Origin of the sequence: Pseudoalteromonas sp. bablab_jr011, assembly GCF_016464045.1 — a bacterium.
Lineage (GTDB): Bacteria > Pseudomonadota > Gammaproteobacteria > Enterobacterales > Alteromonadaceae > Pseudoalteromonas > Pseudoalteromonas lipolytica.
The window spans coordinates 1-16,242 of record NZ_JACDWU010000338.1 but is presented as its reverse complement, the minus strand read 5'-3'; the positions used below and the strand labels follow the sequence as shown (position 1 = coordinate 16,242).

Genomic DNA, 16,242 nt, shown 5'->3' with positions numbered 1-16,242 from the left:
TAAATGCGCGTGATTACAATCGCCAACTGGTTGAAGCGATGATCAAAGTGAAGGCGCTAAATAAGATCAACACCCTTGGTCTGCCTAAATATCAGTAAGTTAAGTGAATTTGTTAGAGAGTTGCATTTGATCAACAAGGCCATTTTGATCATAATAACCAAACTTTAATAGCTAAAATGAATGGCGATATTAGTGAGCAAACCTTAAAAGATGACGTGTTAGACCCACTATTTGTGTTTGAAATGTTAAGGCTTGACGCACTGAAAAACGATGGGTTTTCTAATGTAAAACAATTGCATTACACCGTTTATGATACAAGTGGCTTCAAAGAATTTAACTTCCTGAATGGTGGACGAGTTACTATTGACACACCTCTTGGGGAACTTAATTGCATCAAGTTAAGCAGGATTAGAAAAAATAGTACTAGAAAGACGCATATTTGGCTGGCAATTGATTACGACTATATTCCTATTATGCTTTTACAAGAACACAAGGAAGAAGAAGTCGCAACACTACTTATAAGTTCTATTGAGAAACATTAAGAAGCAATATCGGCATAACCTTCCTACAAATAAAAGATAAAAACTACATTTCTAATTAACTTCTAAAACTAACTACCGTAATTCAATAATAGCAAAGCCTTTCTAAGCAAAAAATAGCAACACTTTGCCATTTATCAGTTTGAACTAAGCAAATCTTAAGTTAACAAAATTACCATAAAGCCATACTCATAAGAGGTGTCTTTATGAAAAAGCATTACATTCTTTCTAAGGTAAGTTAAGTGTACAAAATTATCAATTTTTTAAACCAAATTAAGCTCACAACTAATCAATTAGTGATTTATACCTGCGTATACATCACTTTAGTTTTGAATTTCCCATTTTTAAGTAAAATAACGACAGTGGTTACAGCCCTTGAATCTTACAATCTTTTTTTCTTACTGTCTGTCCCTGTTTTTTTATTGGCATTGTCTATTTTCGTTCAATGCTTTTTATCCTTTCGATGGATAACAAAACCACTACTCATCTTATTGGTTTTATTGTCGTCTGTTCTTTTTTATAGCACTGTGACATACGGTATAGTTTTTGATTATGGCATGATCCAAAATACAGTTGAAACGGATACGGCTGAAGCATTTTCTTATTTTAACTTCTCCGCAATATTGTTCTTTCTATTTTTTGGAGTAATACCTTCACTTCTTATTGCCAACGTTCAATTGACCTATAGTTCTTTTGTCGGGGAATTGCTCGCACGGATAAAATTACTTAGCGGCAGTGTCGGTGTAATATTTCTAATTGCAATAGTATTTTATTCAAACTATGCATCTGTTGGCCGAAATAATCGCGATTTAGTGGGCTATCTAACGCCATATGCCTTGATTGATTCAACAGTAAAATATGTTCGAAAAAACTATTTGTATCCTCCGTTAAAATTCAGCCTGTTAGACACGTCTCCAACCATTAAAAATGATGATAGTAACAAAAGTATTACTGTTTTAGTGCTAGGTGAAACAGCAAGATCCCAAAATTTTTCTTTAAATGGTTATGAAAAGCAGACCAATAGCCTAACTAAAGACTTAGGCGTTGTTTCATTTAAAGATGTTACCTCCTGTGGAACAGCAACCGCGGTATCTGTACCTTGTATGTTTTCAAGGTTAAACAAAAACAACTACGAGAAAAGAGTGGCGGTAGCACAACAAAATGCCGTTGATTTAATTCACTTGGCAGGAGCTGAAGTGTATTGGATCAGCAATAATAATGGTAGCTGCAAAGGCGTTTGCTCAAGGGTAAAAACGGAGCAGATTTCTACTAATAGTAAAAATCCATTATGTGATGATGAGTACTGTTTCGATGAAGTTCTGGTTGACGAATTAAGAAAGAAACTTCATTCATTGAAAAGCGACAATACACTAATAGTACTTCATATGATCGGCTCTCATGGACCAACTTACTACCGACGCTACCCCAAAGATAAACGAGTATTTTCTCCTGACTGTCAACGTAGTGATATCCAAAATTGTAGTCAAGAGGAACTGGTTAATACCTACAACAACACTATTGCTTATACTGATTTAGTCTTGTCAGAAATCATCACAGAACTTGCAGCATTGAGCAATGAGAACAATATCAAAACATCAATGATTTATGTTTCTGATCACGGTGAATCTTTGGGCGAAAGTGGCGTGTATTTACATGGTTTACCTTACGCATTTGCACCAGAAGAACAAACAAAAGTGCCATTGATTTATTGGGGGGATAAATTACATCACAAAGCCAAGTTAGATTGTTTAAATAAAATTAGTGAACAGCCTATATCTCATGACAACGTATTCGATATTTTACTTGCTGAAATGCAAGTAAAGTCAAAAGTTTATCAACCTAAAAACAACCCTTTTAATCATTGTACTAATGGTGTTTCCGTAGCAAATGCAAAGTCACCAACAATTTCTCAAGGAGTAAACTAATCCGTGTTTGATAGTGAAAACAAGCCTAAAGGTTTTAATCGAGTTTATCTCGCAACATTAAATTCAACTAGAGCGTTCAAATGGCTCCTAAGGAATGAAGCCGCATTCAGACAAGAGTTACTGTTGCTCATATTGTCGATCCCCGTAACTTTCTTGTTCAATATTACACTGAAAGAGCAACTCATACTTATCATTGCGGTACTGTTCATTATGTTTACCGAGATAGTAAATACTGCAATAGAGGCAGTCGTTGACCGTATTGGTTTCGAAATACACCCACTGTCAGGTTTAGCGAAAGATTTAGGGTCTGCCGCAGTATTAGTGAGTATAGTGATTGCTATATGCATTTGGTTGGTAGTTCTTTTTTAATGACATACTCACATAGAGGAATTTTATATGAACAAACAATTTAACGATGCTCTGATAAAAGTACCTCAATTAACAATAGGGTTTTGGATAATAAAAATACTCGCGACTACGTTAGGTGAAACAGGTGGTGATGCTGTTTCAATGTCAATGAATTTGGGCTATTTAGTTGGAACTGTAATCTTTATGTCCTTTTTTATTGCTGCTGTTATTATGCAAGTAAAATCTACAAAATTTAGCCCGTTTATTTATTGGATCACTATTATTGCATCAACGACAGTGGGGACAACACTTGCTGATTTTGCCGATAGATCGTTGGGAATTGGGTATTTAGGAGGTTCAACTCTATTAGCTACTCTCTTAATTATTACATTGGCTATTTGGTATAGAACAATTGGAAGTATCAGTGTTTCTTCTATTGACAACCCTAAAGCTGAATCGTTTTACTGGTTAACCATTATGTTTTCTCAAACACTTGGGACTGCACTGGGAGACTGGACTGCTGATACTGCTGGATTGGGTTATATTGGAGCTGCATATATTTTCAGTACAGGCTTAGGAATTGTATTAACCCTATATATGTTCACTAAAGTATCTAGAACAATGTTATTTTGGCTTGCATTTGTTTTGACTCGTCCCTTAGGCGCGGTTGTTGGTGACTTTTTAGACAAGCCTGTTGCGCACGGTGGTTTGGAATTGAGTAGATATTCAGCTACCGCGACACTACTGTTTGTAATAGTAGTTTTGATCATACTTCTACCTCAACGACCTGCTTTAAAACAACATTAATGTCTAATTATCAGTTTTAATTAAGCAATTCTTAAGTTTAACCTAATACAGTAAACATCGTGTTATTCACTAAAAAGAATTGCGATGTTTACTTCTATCTACAGCTTTATCAGACCATTCCTACTATTCTCTGTTTCTGTCATGCTATTCCTAACCTTAGTACGAACAGGGTTGGCTATCTGGCAATTAGATAGATTTAATGGCTTAAATAGTATATGGAGCCTAATCACAAATGGCTTTCGTATAGACTTAAGTAGCGTAGGTTACTTATGCGCCATCCCGGCGTTATTGCACCCTTGGGTGTCAAAAACTAGATTTCAAGAATATTGGTCATTAGTTTTGCGAATTTGGTTTCTGATCTGCTTTATGGGCATATTGTTTTTTGAATTAGCAACTCCCGCATTTATCAATGAATACGGCTTTAGACCAAACAGGCTATTTATTGAATATCTAGCTTATCCTGATGAAGTGTCTAAAATGCTGGTGAATGGTCATTTGATAACAATATTGATAGTGTTTGCTCTATTGCTATTTCCTGTTAAAAAAATATGGCAGTTTACTGATCACGTAGTCTCTAACAAAGTAAAAGAAGATAACGCAGCAATCGGAAGTAGGCTGGTTTCTTGTTTGATGCTTTTTGTAATAATTGCTTTATCTGCACGAGGGACATTAGGCCACAGACCAATCAATCCTGCCTTAGTGTACTTTTCCACTGACCCACTAGTTAATTCACTTACATTAAATTCGACCTACAGTGTTGCTTATGCGCTTAATCAATTCGGTGATGAAAAAAATGCAGCTAAGTTGTATGGCAAGATGGAAGATGATCGAGTTATTGAGCTAGTTCGTCAGGAGTCAAAACAACCTTTAGACAGCTTCAAAAACGATAACTTACCCACTTTAAGTAAACGCTCTCCGAGCTTTAAGGGACAACCAAAAAACTTGGTAATAATCTTAGAAGAAAGCTTAGGTGCCCAATATGTATCATCTCTTGGTGGAATCCCGCTAACACCTGAAATTGATAAATTAAATCAAAAAGGCTGGGCATTTAAACGATTGTACGCAACAGGCACTCGCTCCGTTAGAGGTATTGAAGCAGTTATAACTGGCTTTACTCCAACGCCCTCTAGGGCAGTTGTTAAGTTAGATAAATCGCAAAAGGACTTCTTTACTATTGCATCTCTGCTCAAAGAAAATGGTTATGAGGCTCAATTCATTTATGGTGGAGAAAGTCATTTCGACAACATGAAAAGCTTCTTTCTAGGAAACGGCTTTACTGACATTGTTGACTTTAATGATATTGAAAACCCACAATTTGTAGCGTCTTGGGGGGCAAGCGATGGTGATTTGTTTAATCAAGCTGATATTGAATTAACTAAGCTTCATAACGAAGGAAAACCATTTTTTAGTTTCATATTTACGTCAAGTAACCATGATCCATTTGAAATACCTGACGGTATTGTTTCACCAATTCAATACACTGCTGAACAATTACAACAATATGATGACAAAGAATTACTGCGCCATAAAGCCATACAATATGCAGACTATGCCTTAGGACAATTTATTGCAAAAGCAAAAGCGCAAGACTATTGGGAAAATACTATATTCCTCGTTGTTGCCGACCATGATGCGAGAGCAATGGGCAAAGATCTTGTTCCCATTAACAATTTCCACATTCCGGGTGTGATTCTAAACTCAGGTAAAGGACCCACTTTAGATCAACGAATAGTCAGTCAAATCGATTTAGCACCAACACTTTTGTCATTAATGGGTATAGAGAATATTTCACCAATGTTAGGTCAAGACCTAACAGATCCAACGGCTTCTAATAGAGCTATGATGCAGTATGCAGAGAATTTTGCTTATATGGTTAATGATGAAGTAACCATCCTTCAGCCAAGTAAAGCACCTTTGAACTTTCAATATAATTATGAACTCAACACACTATCACCAATAGATGTTAATCATGATACTTCAGAAATTGCATTGGCCCATGTATTGTGGGGAAGTTTGGCGTATAAAAACTATTGGTATTCTCAGCAGGGAAAATAATACTCAACGATAAGTTTAATCAAAAATGAGATGGTGAACATCTGTAGTCGCAATTAGTTTTAAGATGTAATATTGCAGTCGAAAGACCGAAAATGGCACAGAGCCGTCCGTTGGGTCTAACTCATTTCTGTCCAGAAACGTGTTACATACCAATGTCCACATAAAAAATCGTTTATTTTTGTAGCAAAGCATAATGCGTACAATTATACTGTGTTAATATACAGTGAATTAGGGCGATTATGCTTTGCATTAAATCCACATCTGACTTTGAAATTGAAAGTGTGAAGTACCCTAACTTTCCCCTCTTAACGTGGGAAGTTGATAATTCAGATCTAGGGATTGAATCAGGAATGCTTTGTGTAGAGGCGTTGCAGTTCTTGGTATATGAGTGCTTAAAACGAGGTCGAGTGAATAGTGAGAACACTTGGTGGACGTATGGCAATCACCTAGCTCAATTCCTGACATTCTGTGAGCAGAACAGTTTGGATTGGCGAGACATTTCAGAAAGCAGTGAAGATGAAATGTTAGTCAGTGCTTATCGTGACCTTTGTGTTGGTGAGTTTGGCATGTCGGTAAATTCAACCAATCAGCATTTAAGAACGATAGTGCGTTTCTATTCTTATGGCGTCGGTAAGTGGTTTAAGTCATTACCTTACTCTCTAGAATCCGTTTCAGTGAATAAAGGCCAGCAGTTTTTAGCTCATACAGAAAGAAATGGTGGTAAGAAATACAGCTCTGATTTGATGATGAAAACCTTTGAGAAAAAAGCTCAATTTTTATCGGTAATTGAAGTGCGAGATCTTTTATCTGCGATTGAAAATTCAACCTTAAAGCTGATGGTTCGCTTATGTCTACAGACAGGAATTAGACGAAAAGAACTGTTGCTGTTTCCCTTGAATATAATAAGAAAGCCTACTGGAAACAGAGCTTACTATGAGGTCAATATTTCACGAACCAAAGGTGAGAAAGAGCGCAAAATACACATCCCGACACGATTGATGGAGGACTTGTGGCGTTATGTCAATGAGGCTCGTTTTCAGAAGCAACAAGAGTCGGAAGTGGAGTCAAATTGCTTGTTTTTAACGCCTGATGGTCAAGGGTGGGCTTCTCAAGGTTCTGCTTTTGGTAAGGCTCTCAAGTCGCTTAAATTACCCTTTCACGTATCACCGCATATGTTAAGGCATACTTATGCAACGCACATGCTGAAAGGAATGTTAGAGCATAAAAGCAGTAAATTTGAACCGTTGATGTACCTACAAGCTCGGCTTGGACATTCAAGTATCACAACCACGATGAAATATTTACATTTGGTTAATGATTTGGTCGATGACTTGTCGATTGAGTATCAACAACAGATTGATGCGATTGTGTAGGTGAAATATGGCGAGACAAAGAAAAAAACTGTCTATTAACAAAGACAAGCTAAAGAAAACATCGGCAGTAGAGTCAACAACTGACACTGCTCAAAATCGAGAAATAGTCCGACCAATCAACCCTGTAGTGAATTACCCGAATATCGGTTCAAAAGGTGGCAATGGTTCTAACGTCAATTTTACTCGTTTCTATGGCAAAGGTTATGACGACATTACAAATCGAGTGTACTACACCGCAAAAGCTCTGCTGAAAAATACCGATGCTCTTAGCGAGGAAACTCAAAAAGGTTATTTTAAAAATGGTTTTTTCCATTTCGCTGAATACCTTACATTATTTAGGTATTCAGCGGGTGAGGACTTAACACAAGATGACATTACGCCAGAGTTGATCGAGCAATATTTACTGCACCTTAGAGGTTGTGAGTTAGGGTATAACACCCTAAAAGGTTACTACACTCATCTCAAGTCAATGCTGATACACATGAGGGACAAGGGCTATTGGTCAGTCATTGATGACATAAACCTAAACAGTGATTTCTTTCCTAAGAGCCCATTTCCAAATTCAAGTAAACGTGCAAAGGGCGAGAAACCACTGACTCCCCATGAAAAAAGGCAGGTGGTGGTTGCGCTAAAACAAGCAATTAAGCCGATTTATCAAAAGACCGAACCACTAACAGGTTATCAGTTAACACTGTGTTTGTTAGCTGTGGCGATTCAGACAGGCATCAACACATCTCCGCTTCTCAATATGACTACCGACTCATTGACCGACCACCCACTTAAAGATTGCCGCAAGCTCTTAACCGTATTCAAAAAAAGAGGCAACTCCACGCAATTGCACAATTTACGAAAATCACAGGAACTTGAAGTAGTGCAAGGAATAAAGCTTGATGTGGCTTATCTTATTGAGGCTATCATTGAGCGTAATAGCCAAGTGAGAAAGTCTATCGATTCCGACTTGTTATTTGTCTATGAGTCTAGAATTGCCCACATAGGTGCCGAGAGAGGTACGGCCTCCTCTCTAGCAGAAAGGCTGCTTAGATATAACATCAAAAAATTCATCAAAGAGTACGACTTAAGAGATGAAGATGGTCGAACGATGAAACTTAATGTAAGCCGTTTTCGCAAGACGTTCATCAATGGTATTTATGAGCTGAGTGGTGAGAGTTTGTTAATTGCTGCGCGGCAAGCCAAACACAGTGGGACAGGAACGCTTGACCACTACCTGCAAGCTCCCGAGCAATCAAAGCGCAACTTGGGCTTAATGGGTGAGATACGAGTTAAAGAGCTAACGTGCGCAGAGCCAAGCGTCCCTGTAGGGCATTGTAAAGACCCTAAGAATGGCGATAAAGCACCGAAAAATGGCTCGTTCTGTAATGACTTTTTAGGCTGCTTCCGCTGTAAAAGCTTCGTTATTACAGGTGATGATTTGTATAAACTCTTTAGTTTTTATTGGGCGATTATTCGAAGCCGTGACGAGTTTGGTCGTAAAGACTGGAAGCGTCATTTAAAAAATGTTCTAAGAATCGTAGATGAAGAAGTTGTCCCTGAATTTGCTAAGCTTGGCCAGCTACAGCGTGTAGAGACTGAAAAAGAACGGGCAAGATCTAATCCACATCCGTACTGGCAAAACCTTGATATGTTGAAGGTGACGCAATGAGTTCAATTGAGTTAATACTCACACAAGCTGAGTTTGCAATTCAGCAATGTCCAAAGCCAAGCACCAGTGCGCTTGAGCAAGTCATTGATGGCTCTCTAACGGGTATCGTGACCTACATTAAACTCGCCAATGGTGAATACCAAACGCTATCTCGATTTGAGGAAGATGTATGGGTGTTTCCTGCTAGTAAAGGTACGAAAGCAACTATAGCAAGTGCATTAAACCTTACTTTTTCTACGATTGATGATACTCAAATGAAGCGCATGGCAAAGTGGGTAATCTGGAGCAAATTCAAAAAGGGGTTAGCTCTTAATACTCTTGTGAAAACATTGGACAAGTTGAAAAGTTATTTTCAGTGGGTTTTAAGTTCAGATACTACAGTTACACATGGGCTGACAGCTTTTACCTCAAATGCCTACGTTAGGCATGTAAATACCCTGCACTCAAAACGAAAAGGCGAGACTAAACCACTGACAGCAGTCACCAAGGTGGATAGATTCCGCATTCTAGAAGACCTTTATTACCACTGCAAAGAGTTTGATTTTGTCAAAGAGCATCCTTGGCCTCAATCAACCGCTAATGAGCAAGCAGGGTATGTTGGTGAAGCGTATCGGGAAGCCATTACCAAAGGTAAGACCCCCATTATTCCAAATAAAGTGCTAATTCCGCTGTGCCAGTTCACTAAATCATACCTAGATAAAGCTGATGAAATTCTGGAATCGTCAAAAAAGAGAGAAACATTGCTACTTCGAGATAGCTGTATCTTCTGGCTGTTACTCACAACGGGTATGCGTATCCATGAAATATTAGGCATTAAGCGTGATGCGTATCGCTCTGAAACGAAAGGTGACACCACTTACTACCACATCGAAACTGTCTCTGAGAAAACACATACAGGGTTAGCTGAGTGGATTGCGCCAAGGATAGCCACGGAAGCGATTGATATTCTTGGCCGTTTGAGCGCTCCACTTCAAGATCAACTTGAGTGTGATTTACTAAAAGCGAAAGCAAGCAACGATCATGTGGAAGCACATCGACTTGAGGAAATATCAAACCACATCTGCCTATCGAAAAACCGGGGAAAAGGAAACGCAATTTACCTATTGTCAGGGGTGGCAATGACTAACGCTAGGTTGCCAAACTTATGTGAACAGATAGGGAGTAATTGGAACCTATCAGCGCACCAATTCAGACGTACCTTTGCTAATTATGCGGTTCACTCTGAATTAGGTGACTTGAGAGCATTAAAAGATCACTTTAAACATTGGTCAATTACCATGACCACTTTGTATGCCTTTAATGATGCTTTGGATGCTGAATTGTTTGAAGAAATGCTTCGAGAGAAATATCTGGTTGAAGAAGAAATTAAGCAAGATTGGTTTGAACTAGACACGCCTATCACTGGTGGCGACATAGCTCAAAACATCATGAAGGTCCGTGAGGATAAAGAGTTAATTAAATCTTTTGGCTCTCTTAGTGCTATGGCAAAGGCATACTCTAGCTCCATACCAATTCGCTCAACAGGTATTGGGTGGTGCACCAATGATGATGAGTGTAAGTGTGGTAAGCCTGATAGCTGTGAAAGCGGCATTGTAGATAAGCGACACCTGCCTTATTGGGAGGGAATGCTAGTGCAGCAAATGAAACTGATGCAATTGGATGATATTGGTGAAGCTGGTAGAGCGGCGGTAAAAAAAGGCATGGAACGCTGTGAAAAGGTTCTAGTGGCATTGGGTATTGATGTTGAAGCTATGAAGCAAGAGATTAACGAGAGAAAGGATATCGAGGTGATAAATGTCTAACCAGAAAGAAAAAGCGACACATAAAGCGGTTCGACTTGCCATTGTTCGAATCGAAAAAGGTCGTCCAAATACTGTTTCTCATAAACGTAAAATGAGTGTCGCTGCCGTTGCCGAAGAAGCAGGTGTAAGTCGAGCATTGATTCACCGTGATTGCCCTGAACTATTAGAGCGTATTAAAGGCGGTGTAAACAAAGACATTCGACAGCAACGTGATGCCAAACAAACTGAACTTAATAAATACAAAGACCGCAATCGAGAGTTGCGGTCTGAGGTGGCAGAATTGAAAGCTATGCTCGCTAAAGTTCAATCACAAAATGCTACGTTAATACGAAAAAACATGGCTCTGAGCAATGCTCGTGCGGACAATAACAATGTAACGCAACTAATATACAGCTAATTGCCTGAATTTAATGGTAATAATTTCAAATTAAGGTTACTTTTGAGATAGTTAAAAACATCCAAAAGTGTAACCTTAAACAAAGTTATATAAAACATAAGGTTAGCTACAGTTACATGTAACGAACTATTTATAATTATTGTCCTCCGACAGGAATATGAAAAAGAAGTACGAATAGTTGCCTCTCTAAATGGGTGTCATTCATACGATTATCGATCAGTAAAAGCAGTCTACTTTGGCTTAAGAATGGATCAAGACAAGCAAGATGAAATTGTGTCTAAGCTGGCAGGTCGAGGAATAGACTACTACAAAATGAAAATAGCAGATGGCTATTCATTTTTTCATGACAAAATCTCTGACCCATATTTCGACTCATCAAAGTATCTATATAAGGTATCACATATTTTAGATGGAGCAGTGACACCAGAAAACGTTAATGAAAAATACAAGAGTTACACTAAATATCTTGAAAAAGCTGTTGAAATAATACGTCGAGATCCTTATTGTGATGCTGTAGAGTTTGTTGAATTTAGCCCTGAAAAGAGTACGCCTGAAAACCCTATTGTGCTAATTATGTGCCAAAAATGCAATAATCGCTGGCCAAAGTATTATTTGACCATAAAAGAAATTGATAAACAGTATGAAAAAATTAAAGATTTAGATGGATCAACTTTACGAAATAGCATGGACGAAAATTGATTAATAATGGTAAATTTTGCAAAACGCCTATGGACATAGTCTATAAGGCCAGAGATAAGATTCTACAATGCTTGTAGCAATGTCCATAATCATGCAACTCGTAGGTAGCTTGTGAAGTCTATTTTCATTTCAATACCAAGTGACTCCATCAAATCAAATAACCTATTTACGGACAATGAACCACTCCCCTTTTCAAAGTCACCTACCGTATTGATACTATTGCCCGAAAATTCTCCAATTGTTTTTTGGTCTAACCCTTGGCTTTTTCTAACAGCAGATATTAATTTACCTAATTGCTTAGCTGAACTAACAGATATTTCCATTTTTAGCTCCAAAATTCACAGATAATTGTGAATAATAGAGAAATATAATCAATAGGGCAATAAATTCACAATATTTTGTGAAAAAATCTAGAACCGCAGTCAAAGAACCAAAAATTCACAATATAATGTGAAAAATGCAATTCATATAGATACTACAAATTGACTAGATAGACTCACAAGGAATAGAATATTAATAGGTACAATTTAGGAAGGAACTTAAAAAGGATTTTTATGTATGACCAAAATTAAAATTAATAAAATTAGAAGTTTATCCCATCTAATGGTTTTATTGCTTATTACCTTTGCATTGATGCAAATTTCAACATCATTAACAATATTTACCTCAATTCTTGTTTTAATCTATTTGGCGTTCATTCTTTCCTCAACAGTTAAAGCTTATTCTCAAGGAATTTATTTTAAAGCTTTCAATACAGAGAAGTTCTATTCAGCAGAAGAGATTAAAGGAGGTGCAATTCCATTTCTTCTATATTACTGGGATAACAAAAATAGCTCATTAAAGTCATTATACAAATGAAGCTAAAGTGCATGAATTATAAATCACCCCAAGGATGAAAGTTATCAGTTCTTACACCCGTTCTTTTCACAAGTGATTTTACTATGAGTGTTAGTCCAATGTGTTGGGTTTCCTCAGTATTGGAAAAACGTTTTAGGTTGTCATCTGTGTTAAGTGAATTCGGCATAAATTTTTAGGGACTAACGCCGCATTAAGATGCTATAGCAACGCCACCACTTTACCTATACGACTCAAACTAAAAATATTGGCTAAAAACTCCAAATTCAGTAGTGCAGAACTCGCTTGAATGTAAGCCAAATACTGATGTCACGGATAGGAAAATTTAAAGCCGGAAATTACCGGTTTTAAACGTTATTGAAACAAGGTTAGCGTTATTGCTAATGAATTACTTATGAGGTTTGGATTAGTTAGTGGAGGCGCTTCAAGTATGATTAGCGAGCTACACATTTTGAAAGTAAATAAGGCTCTAAAGCCTAAGGGGTTGATGTATGCATAACAAATTGAGCTTCTAAATTGTTTAATAGCTCAAAAGTATTGATATAAGATACTTTGAAGTGCTCACAAATGTTTGGGATTAAGATTTTTCTCTTGATTTTTTTGTCGAGCTTTTCGTGGGTAACTATCACTGATCCAGTTGTTATAGCTTTAGCAATTAACCAAGGGTCAGCCCCTCTCAGAAACTCTTCATGTGTTCCGTCTTTCATCTCGGTTAGAGACATTACATAATTCACCACATTTGCGAAGGCAAGTTGGGTTGCTTCATCATCATTAGATTCAAACAAACCTGGATGTTCTTTAGCCCATATCGCGAGTTCATCATTACCGTTAATCAGCTCTTTCTTTATGAATTCGATACTTGAAACGCCGCAATGCTTGTTTGATTGCAATAACCACTGCCAATAGCCCGGACAAATTGTCATCGAATAGTACCGATTTTTCGCTTCAATAAATGTATTTGCATCTAGCAGGTAATTCATAAGGCAAGTTTGCTCGCGTACGTTTTAATTTTATTAGGTTGAATTCCCAATAAGCTCCCTGCATCCCGAAGTAGAATCCGCCCACTCATTGCTTCTGCAACAACTGCACTAGAAAATAAAGCACTGTTACGGGCACCCGCAGTAATGTTAAAGTCTCCTCCGCTGCTTTTTTTGCGTCTGAACGCTTTCATTTCACGTTGGTAAAATTCCCTATAAGTATCGGAGTCTATAGCGTTACAGTCGAAAGCCCGTTTAGCCACAACGAGTTTACTAACGTGAAATCTAGAACTAATTGCTACAACATTATTTAGTAGGCTAACTAGAGGATTCCACATTTCATGGAATTCTTTCTCAGGGACTAAAAATTCGCCAGCTACAGCATTGCAGAACTTTTCTTCTTCAGCATGTTCGTTGCCAAGATCAGAAACCCCGCTACTGCCTATCCAAAGATGAGCTAACTCATGAATAAGCGTAAAAAGTCTTGCGGCTGGCGCGTCAGAGCTATTGATGAAAATTACAGGCGCTAATTTGTCGGAGATGGCAAAGCCTCGAAACTCACTAACTTCGAGCTTTCTTCTGGTGTTATTACCTACAATGCCACTTCTCATAACAAGAATGCGAGAGTTTTCAGCAGCGTTGATTAGTTGACGTTGATAGTCTTCCCAAGAGCCTTTTTGAGGCAGTGGAACTCCTAATTCACCTCTTATGTTTTGTGCAACATCATAAACAGTATTTTTTGTAGTAAAGCGACCGACAAACGGCAATTCCTCTTCGCCAATTTGTCGCAAATACTCTTTGTACCACTGTTGTTTATACATTACCTGCTTAATGATGTCTCTCATTTCAACTGATACTTCATTACGATGCTTGTTACCTATAGTTCTGAGATCAGGTATAGGTAGCTCTTCTTTAGGAGGGTTAACTAAAAATAGATAACCAAAAGGAATATTAGTGGCATTTGCAATTTTCTGGGCTTGAACAAATGTAGGCTTAGATGTTCCAGCCTCCCATTCAACTACGCGTTCAACCTTTTTAATCCCTAATTTTTGAGCAAAGTCCTCCTTGCTTAAGCCGGCTCGTTGCCGTGCCCAAGTTACAATTTGGGGATTAATTAATGCTTGCGTTGCCATGATCTCTACTACTTAATTTATTGTAACCACAATACATATTATAGGCGGCATTGTACATAACTTGTTATATTAGTCGCTAGCGGAATTGCCTCGGATAGTGCGAAAGCTAGATTCTTAAAGTAAGCATGCCCTAATGAATTGCACACATAATTAGAAAATGCATGGTGAATGAGGGTTTAGTGGAGTGTCTTATCAATAAACCGAAACACGGAGAAGGGCATATAATAAGTTACGGCCTAAGGAGAGATTTGTCTTAAACGTACGGTCGTAACATCGCTACACGACAGCCTTGTAGTTGATTGATTTGTAGCAGTCTTTAATAGAAACGAATGTAGATCGCCATACGTTGCTTTGTTAGGGCTGTTGGATAACTGAATATATAAGCCAAAACAACCAAGCGAAACTTGTGACTCTTGAAATCGTGGAGTGTCCTTTGCGAAGAGTATACCAAGCAAAGATGTACGGCAGGAAAAAAATTCCCATACCAAGCAAAAAGCTAACTTTTCGTACATCAGTGTCAATTTGTGGTGGTAAGCTACTCTTAAGGTTTACGTGCTTAGAAGTCCCATCGGGTTTATAAACCACCTTGGCGTGAGAGATTCCACTACCGGGTATACTTCCTGTAGCACGAATACCTTTCTCACTCGCATTCAGAGTTAAACCTTTACCTCCCAAGGAAAGACTACTAATCCCTTTTTTACCTATATTAACCCGTACACCTTTTCCAACTTTTATACTCTTTCGAAACCCCATGCACGCAATCTCCTTTGTGCCTTAACATCTTTATCAGAGGACACTATATTAGCTTGTTTTAGTTTTGCTATGCATTATTTATGACCAATATTAGAAAGGTTTTAATTCCATCAAAGGAGTCACTAGCTGGTTTTTGTATGTCCAATAGCGTTGTTTCCTAAAAGTTACTTCATGATTAGGAAATACTGTACGCAAGAATGGAGTCCATAAACGATCATCAAACCTTCTCGTTATGCAGTTTCTCCCAAAATACAAACTTTAATTCGGGAATAACTTTTCCTGTTGTGTTCTGTCCATTTCTGGCATTTATTAGATCACGTCTTGGGCTATAGCCTCTATCAGGGTTTGGTAAACTACGCTCAAATGTAGTATTCCAAGGCCAATTTAACCCATATTTTCTCTCCAAGGCTTCAGATACAGCGTTTCTAAAAACCACCTCACAAAGGTGAAGTGGCGCAAAAAACGCCGCAGACACTTGTGCATTCCATGCATAGAGCTTTAATGCTTGCTCTGTACTCAACGCTGTACCATTAAAAACAATTTGTTCATATGTACTCAACCTTGAGTCAGATAATGACCTTTTGATATTACTTGACGGCATCGTCAACTCCTTTTACAATTCACTTACTAGCTATGGGATATGCTGGCTTTATGCCTCCCCCTGTAGACATACGAAGAAAACAAAAAAACCTGCTTTATGCGGGTTTTTTTGTATCTTAAAAACCTATATGGGCTAGCTTGGTCGTAGCAATTACCCTTTCAAATTCTTTACCTATCACTTATACCATTCCGCTTAAATATCTGATCTAATATAGGCTATATAAAATCACTGGTGATTAGCATTGAACCCAAACATATCTGAACAACTTTTAGCGCTTTCTCGAAAAGAACCAAATGCACGAAAACGCATGCGATTGCT

Annotated in this window: 15 protein-coding genes and 1 pseudogene; 11 read left to right on the top strand and 5 right to left on the bottom strand. The window is 37.9% G+C overall.

The window, feature by feature from the left end; all coding sequences use genetic code 11:
* Nucleotides 1–137 precede the first annotated feature (137 nt).
* The 10 genes and pseudogenes from JIG41_RS22660 to JIG41_RS22615 form a co-directional block, all read left to right on the top strand.
* Nucleotides 138–542, top strand: a pseudogene (locus tag JIG41_RS22660) (DUF3108 domain-containing protein); the annotation flags it as partial.
* Nucleotides 543–781: 239 nt separating this feature from the next.
* On the top strand, nt 782–2,464 hold the full coding sequence (locus tag JIG41_RS22655; RefSeq protein ID WP_016899341.1) for a phosphoethanolamine transferase: 1,683 nt from the start codon (nt 782–784) through the stop codon (nt 2,462–2,464).
* Nucleotides 2,465–2,467: 3 nt separating this feature from the next.
* Nucleotides 2,468–2,833 carry a diacylglycerol kinase gene (locus tag JIG41_RS22650; RefSeq protein ID WP_010558014.1) on the top strand — a complete coding sequence of 122 codons (366 nt, stop codon included), beginning with the start codon at nt 2,468–2,470 and terminating at the stop codon, nt 2,831–2,833.
* Between the two features lie 27 nt (nt 2,834–2,860).
* Nucleotides 2,861–3,619, top strand: a complete 759-nt coding sequence (locus JIG41_RS22645; RefSeq protein ID WP_010558013.1) for a membrane protein — start codon at nt 2,861–2,863, stop codon at nt 3,617–3,619.
* Between the two features lie 84 nt (nt 3,620–3,703).
* Complete coding sequence (locus tag JIG41_RS22640) at nt 3,704–5,674, top strand: LTA synthase family protein (protein ID WP_199525505.1); 1,971 nt, start codon at nt 3,704–3,706, stop codon at nt 5,672–5,674.
* Nucleotides 5,675–6,081: 407 nt separating this feature from the next.
* A complete protein-coding gene (locus JIG41_RS22635) occupies nt 6,082–7,047 on the top strand; it encodes a site-specific integrase (RefSeq protein WP_240452981.1) in 966 nt (321 codons plus the stop codon).
* A 7-nt stretch (nt 7,048–7,054) separates the two neighbouring features.
* The gene (locus JIG41_RS22630; protein ID WP_024592039.1) at nt 7,055–8,707 is read left to right on the top strand and encodes a phage integrase SAM-like domain-containing protein; all 1,653 of its coding nucleotides are present in this window, start codon (nt 7,055–7,057) and stop codon (nt 8,705–8,707) included.
* On the top strand, nt 8,704–10,509 hold the full coding sequence (locus tag JIG41_RS22625; RefSeq protein ID WP_199525504.1) for a tyrosine-type recombinase/integrase: 1,806 nt from the start codon (nt 8,704–8,706) through the stop codon (nt 10,507–10,509). Before JIG41_RS22630 ends, JIG41_RS22625 begins: the two co-directional genes overlap by 4 nt.
* On the top strand, nt 10,502–10,906 hold the full coding sequence (locus tag JIG41_RS22620; RefSeq protein WP_024592037.1) for a hypothetical protein: 405 nt from the start codon (nt 10,502–10,504) through the stop codon (nt 10,904–10,906). Before JIG41_RS22625 ends, JIG41_RS22620 begins: the two co-directional genes overlap by 8 nt.
* Nucleotides 10,907–11,152: 246 nt before the next feature.
* On the top strand, nt 11,153–11,605 hold the full coding sequence (locus JIG41_RS22615; protein ID WP_063530347.1) for a hypothetical protein: 453 nt from the start codon (nt 11,153–11,155) through the stop codon (nt 11,603–11,605).
* Nucleotides 11,606–11,694: 89 nt separating this feature from the next.
* Here the strand turns inward: JIG41_RS22615 and JIG41_RS22610 are convergent, their stop codons facing one another.
* The gene (locus JIG41_RS22610; RefSeq protein WP_063530346.1) at nt 11,695–11,928 is read right to left on the bottom strand and encodes a helix-turn-helix domain-containing protein; all 234 of its coding nucleotides are present in this window, start codon (nt 11,926–11,928) and stop codon (nt 11,695–11,697) included.
* A gap of 235 nt (nt 11,929–12,163) precedes the next feature.
* Between JIG41_RS22610 and JIG41_RS22605 the strand changes: the two genes are divergently transcribed.
* Nucleotides 12,164–12,463, top strand: a complete 300-nt coding sequence (locus JIG41_RS22605; protein ID WP_118845574.1) for a hypothetical protein — start codon at nt 12,164–12,166, stop codon at nt 12,461–12,463.
* A 473-nt stretch (nt 12,464–12,936) separates the two neighbouring features.
* On the opposite strand, the gene JIG41_RS22600 is transcribed toward JIG41_RS22605, so the two are convergent.
* The 4 genes from JIG41_RS22600 to JIG41_RS22585 all read right to left on the bottom strand — a co-directional run bounded on the left by JIG41_RS22600 (nt 12,937) and on the right by JIG41_RS22585 (nt 15,924).
* Nucleotides 12,937–13,440 carry a DUF4411 family protein gene (locus JIG41_RS22600; protein ID WP_118845572.1) on the bottom strand — a complete coding sequence of 168 codons (504 nt, stop codon included), beginning with the start codon at nt 13,438–13,440 and terminating at the stop codon, nt 12,937–12,939.
* Nucleotides 13,437–14,570, bottom strand: coding sequence for an ImmA/IrrE family metallo-endopeptidase (locus JIG41_RS22595; protein WP_063529044.1), 1,134 nt, complete (start codon nt 14,568–14,570; stop codon nt 13,437–13,439). The genes JIG41_RS22600 and JIG41_RS22595 overlap by 4 nt, the downstream gene beginning before the upstream one ends.
* A 354-nt stretch (nt 14,571–14,924) precedes the next feature.
* Nucleotides 14,925–15,323, bottom strand: coding sequence for a DUF4236 domain-containing protein (locus tag JIG41_RS22590; protein ID WP_063528117.1), 399 nt, complete (start codon nt 15,321–15,323; stop codon nt 14,925–14,927).
* A 217-nt stretch (nt 15,324–15,540) separates the two neighbouring features.
* Nucleotides 15,541–15,924 (bottom strand): hypothetical protein, encoded by a 384-nt coding sequence (locus JIG41_RS22585; protein ID WP_063529045.1) that lies wholly within the window; start codon nt 15,922–15,924, stop codon nt 15,541–15,543.
* Nucleotides 15,925–16,242 lie beyond the last annotated feature (318 nt).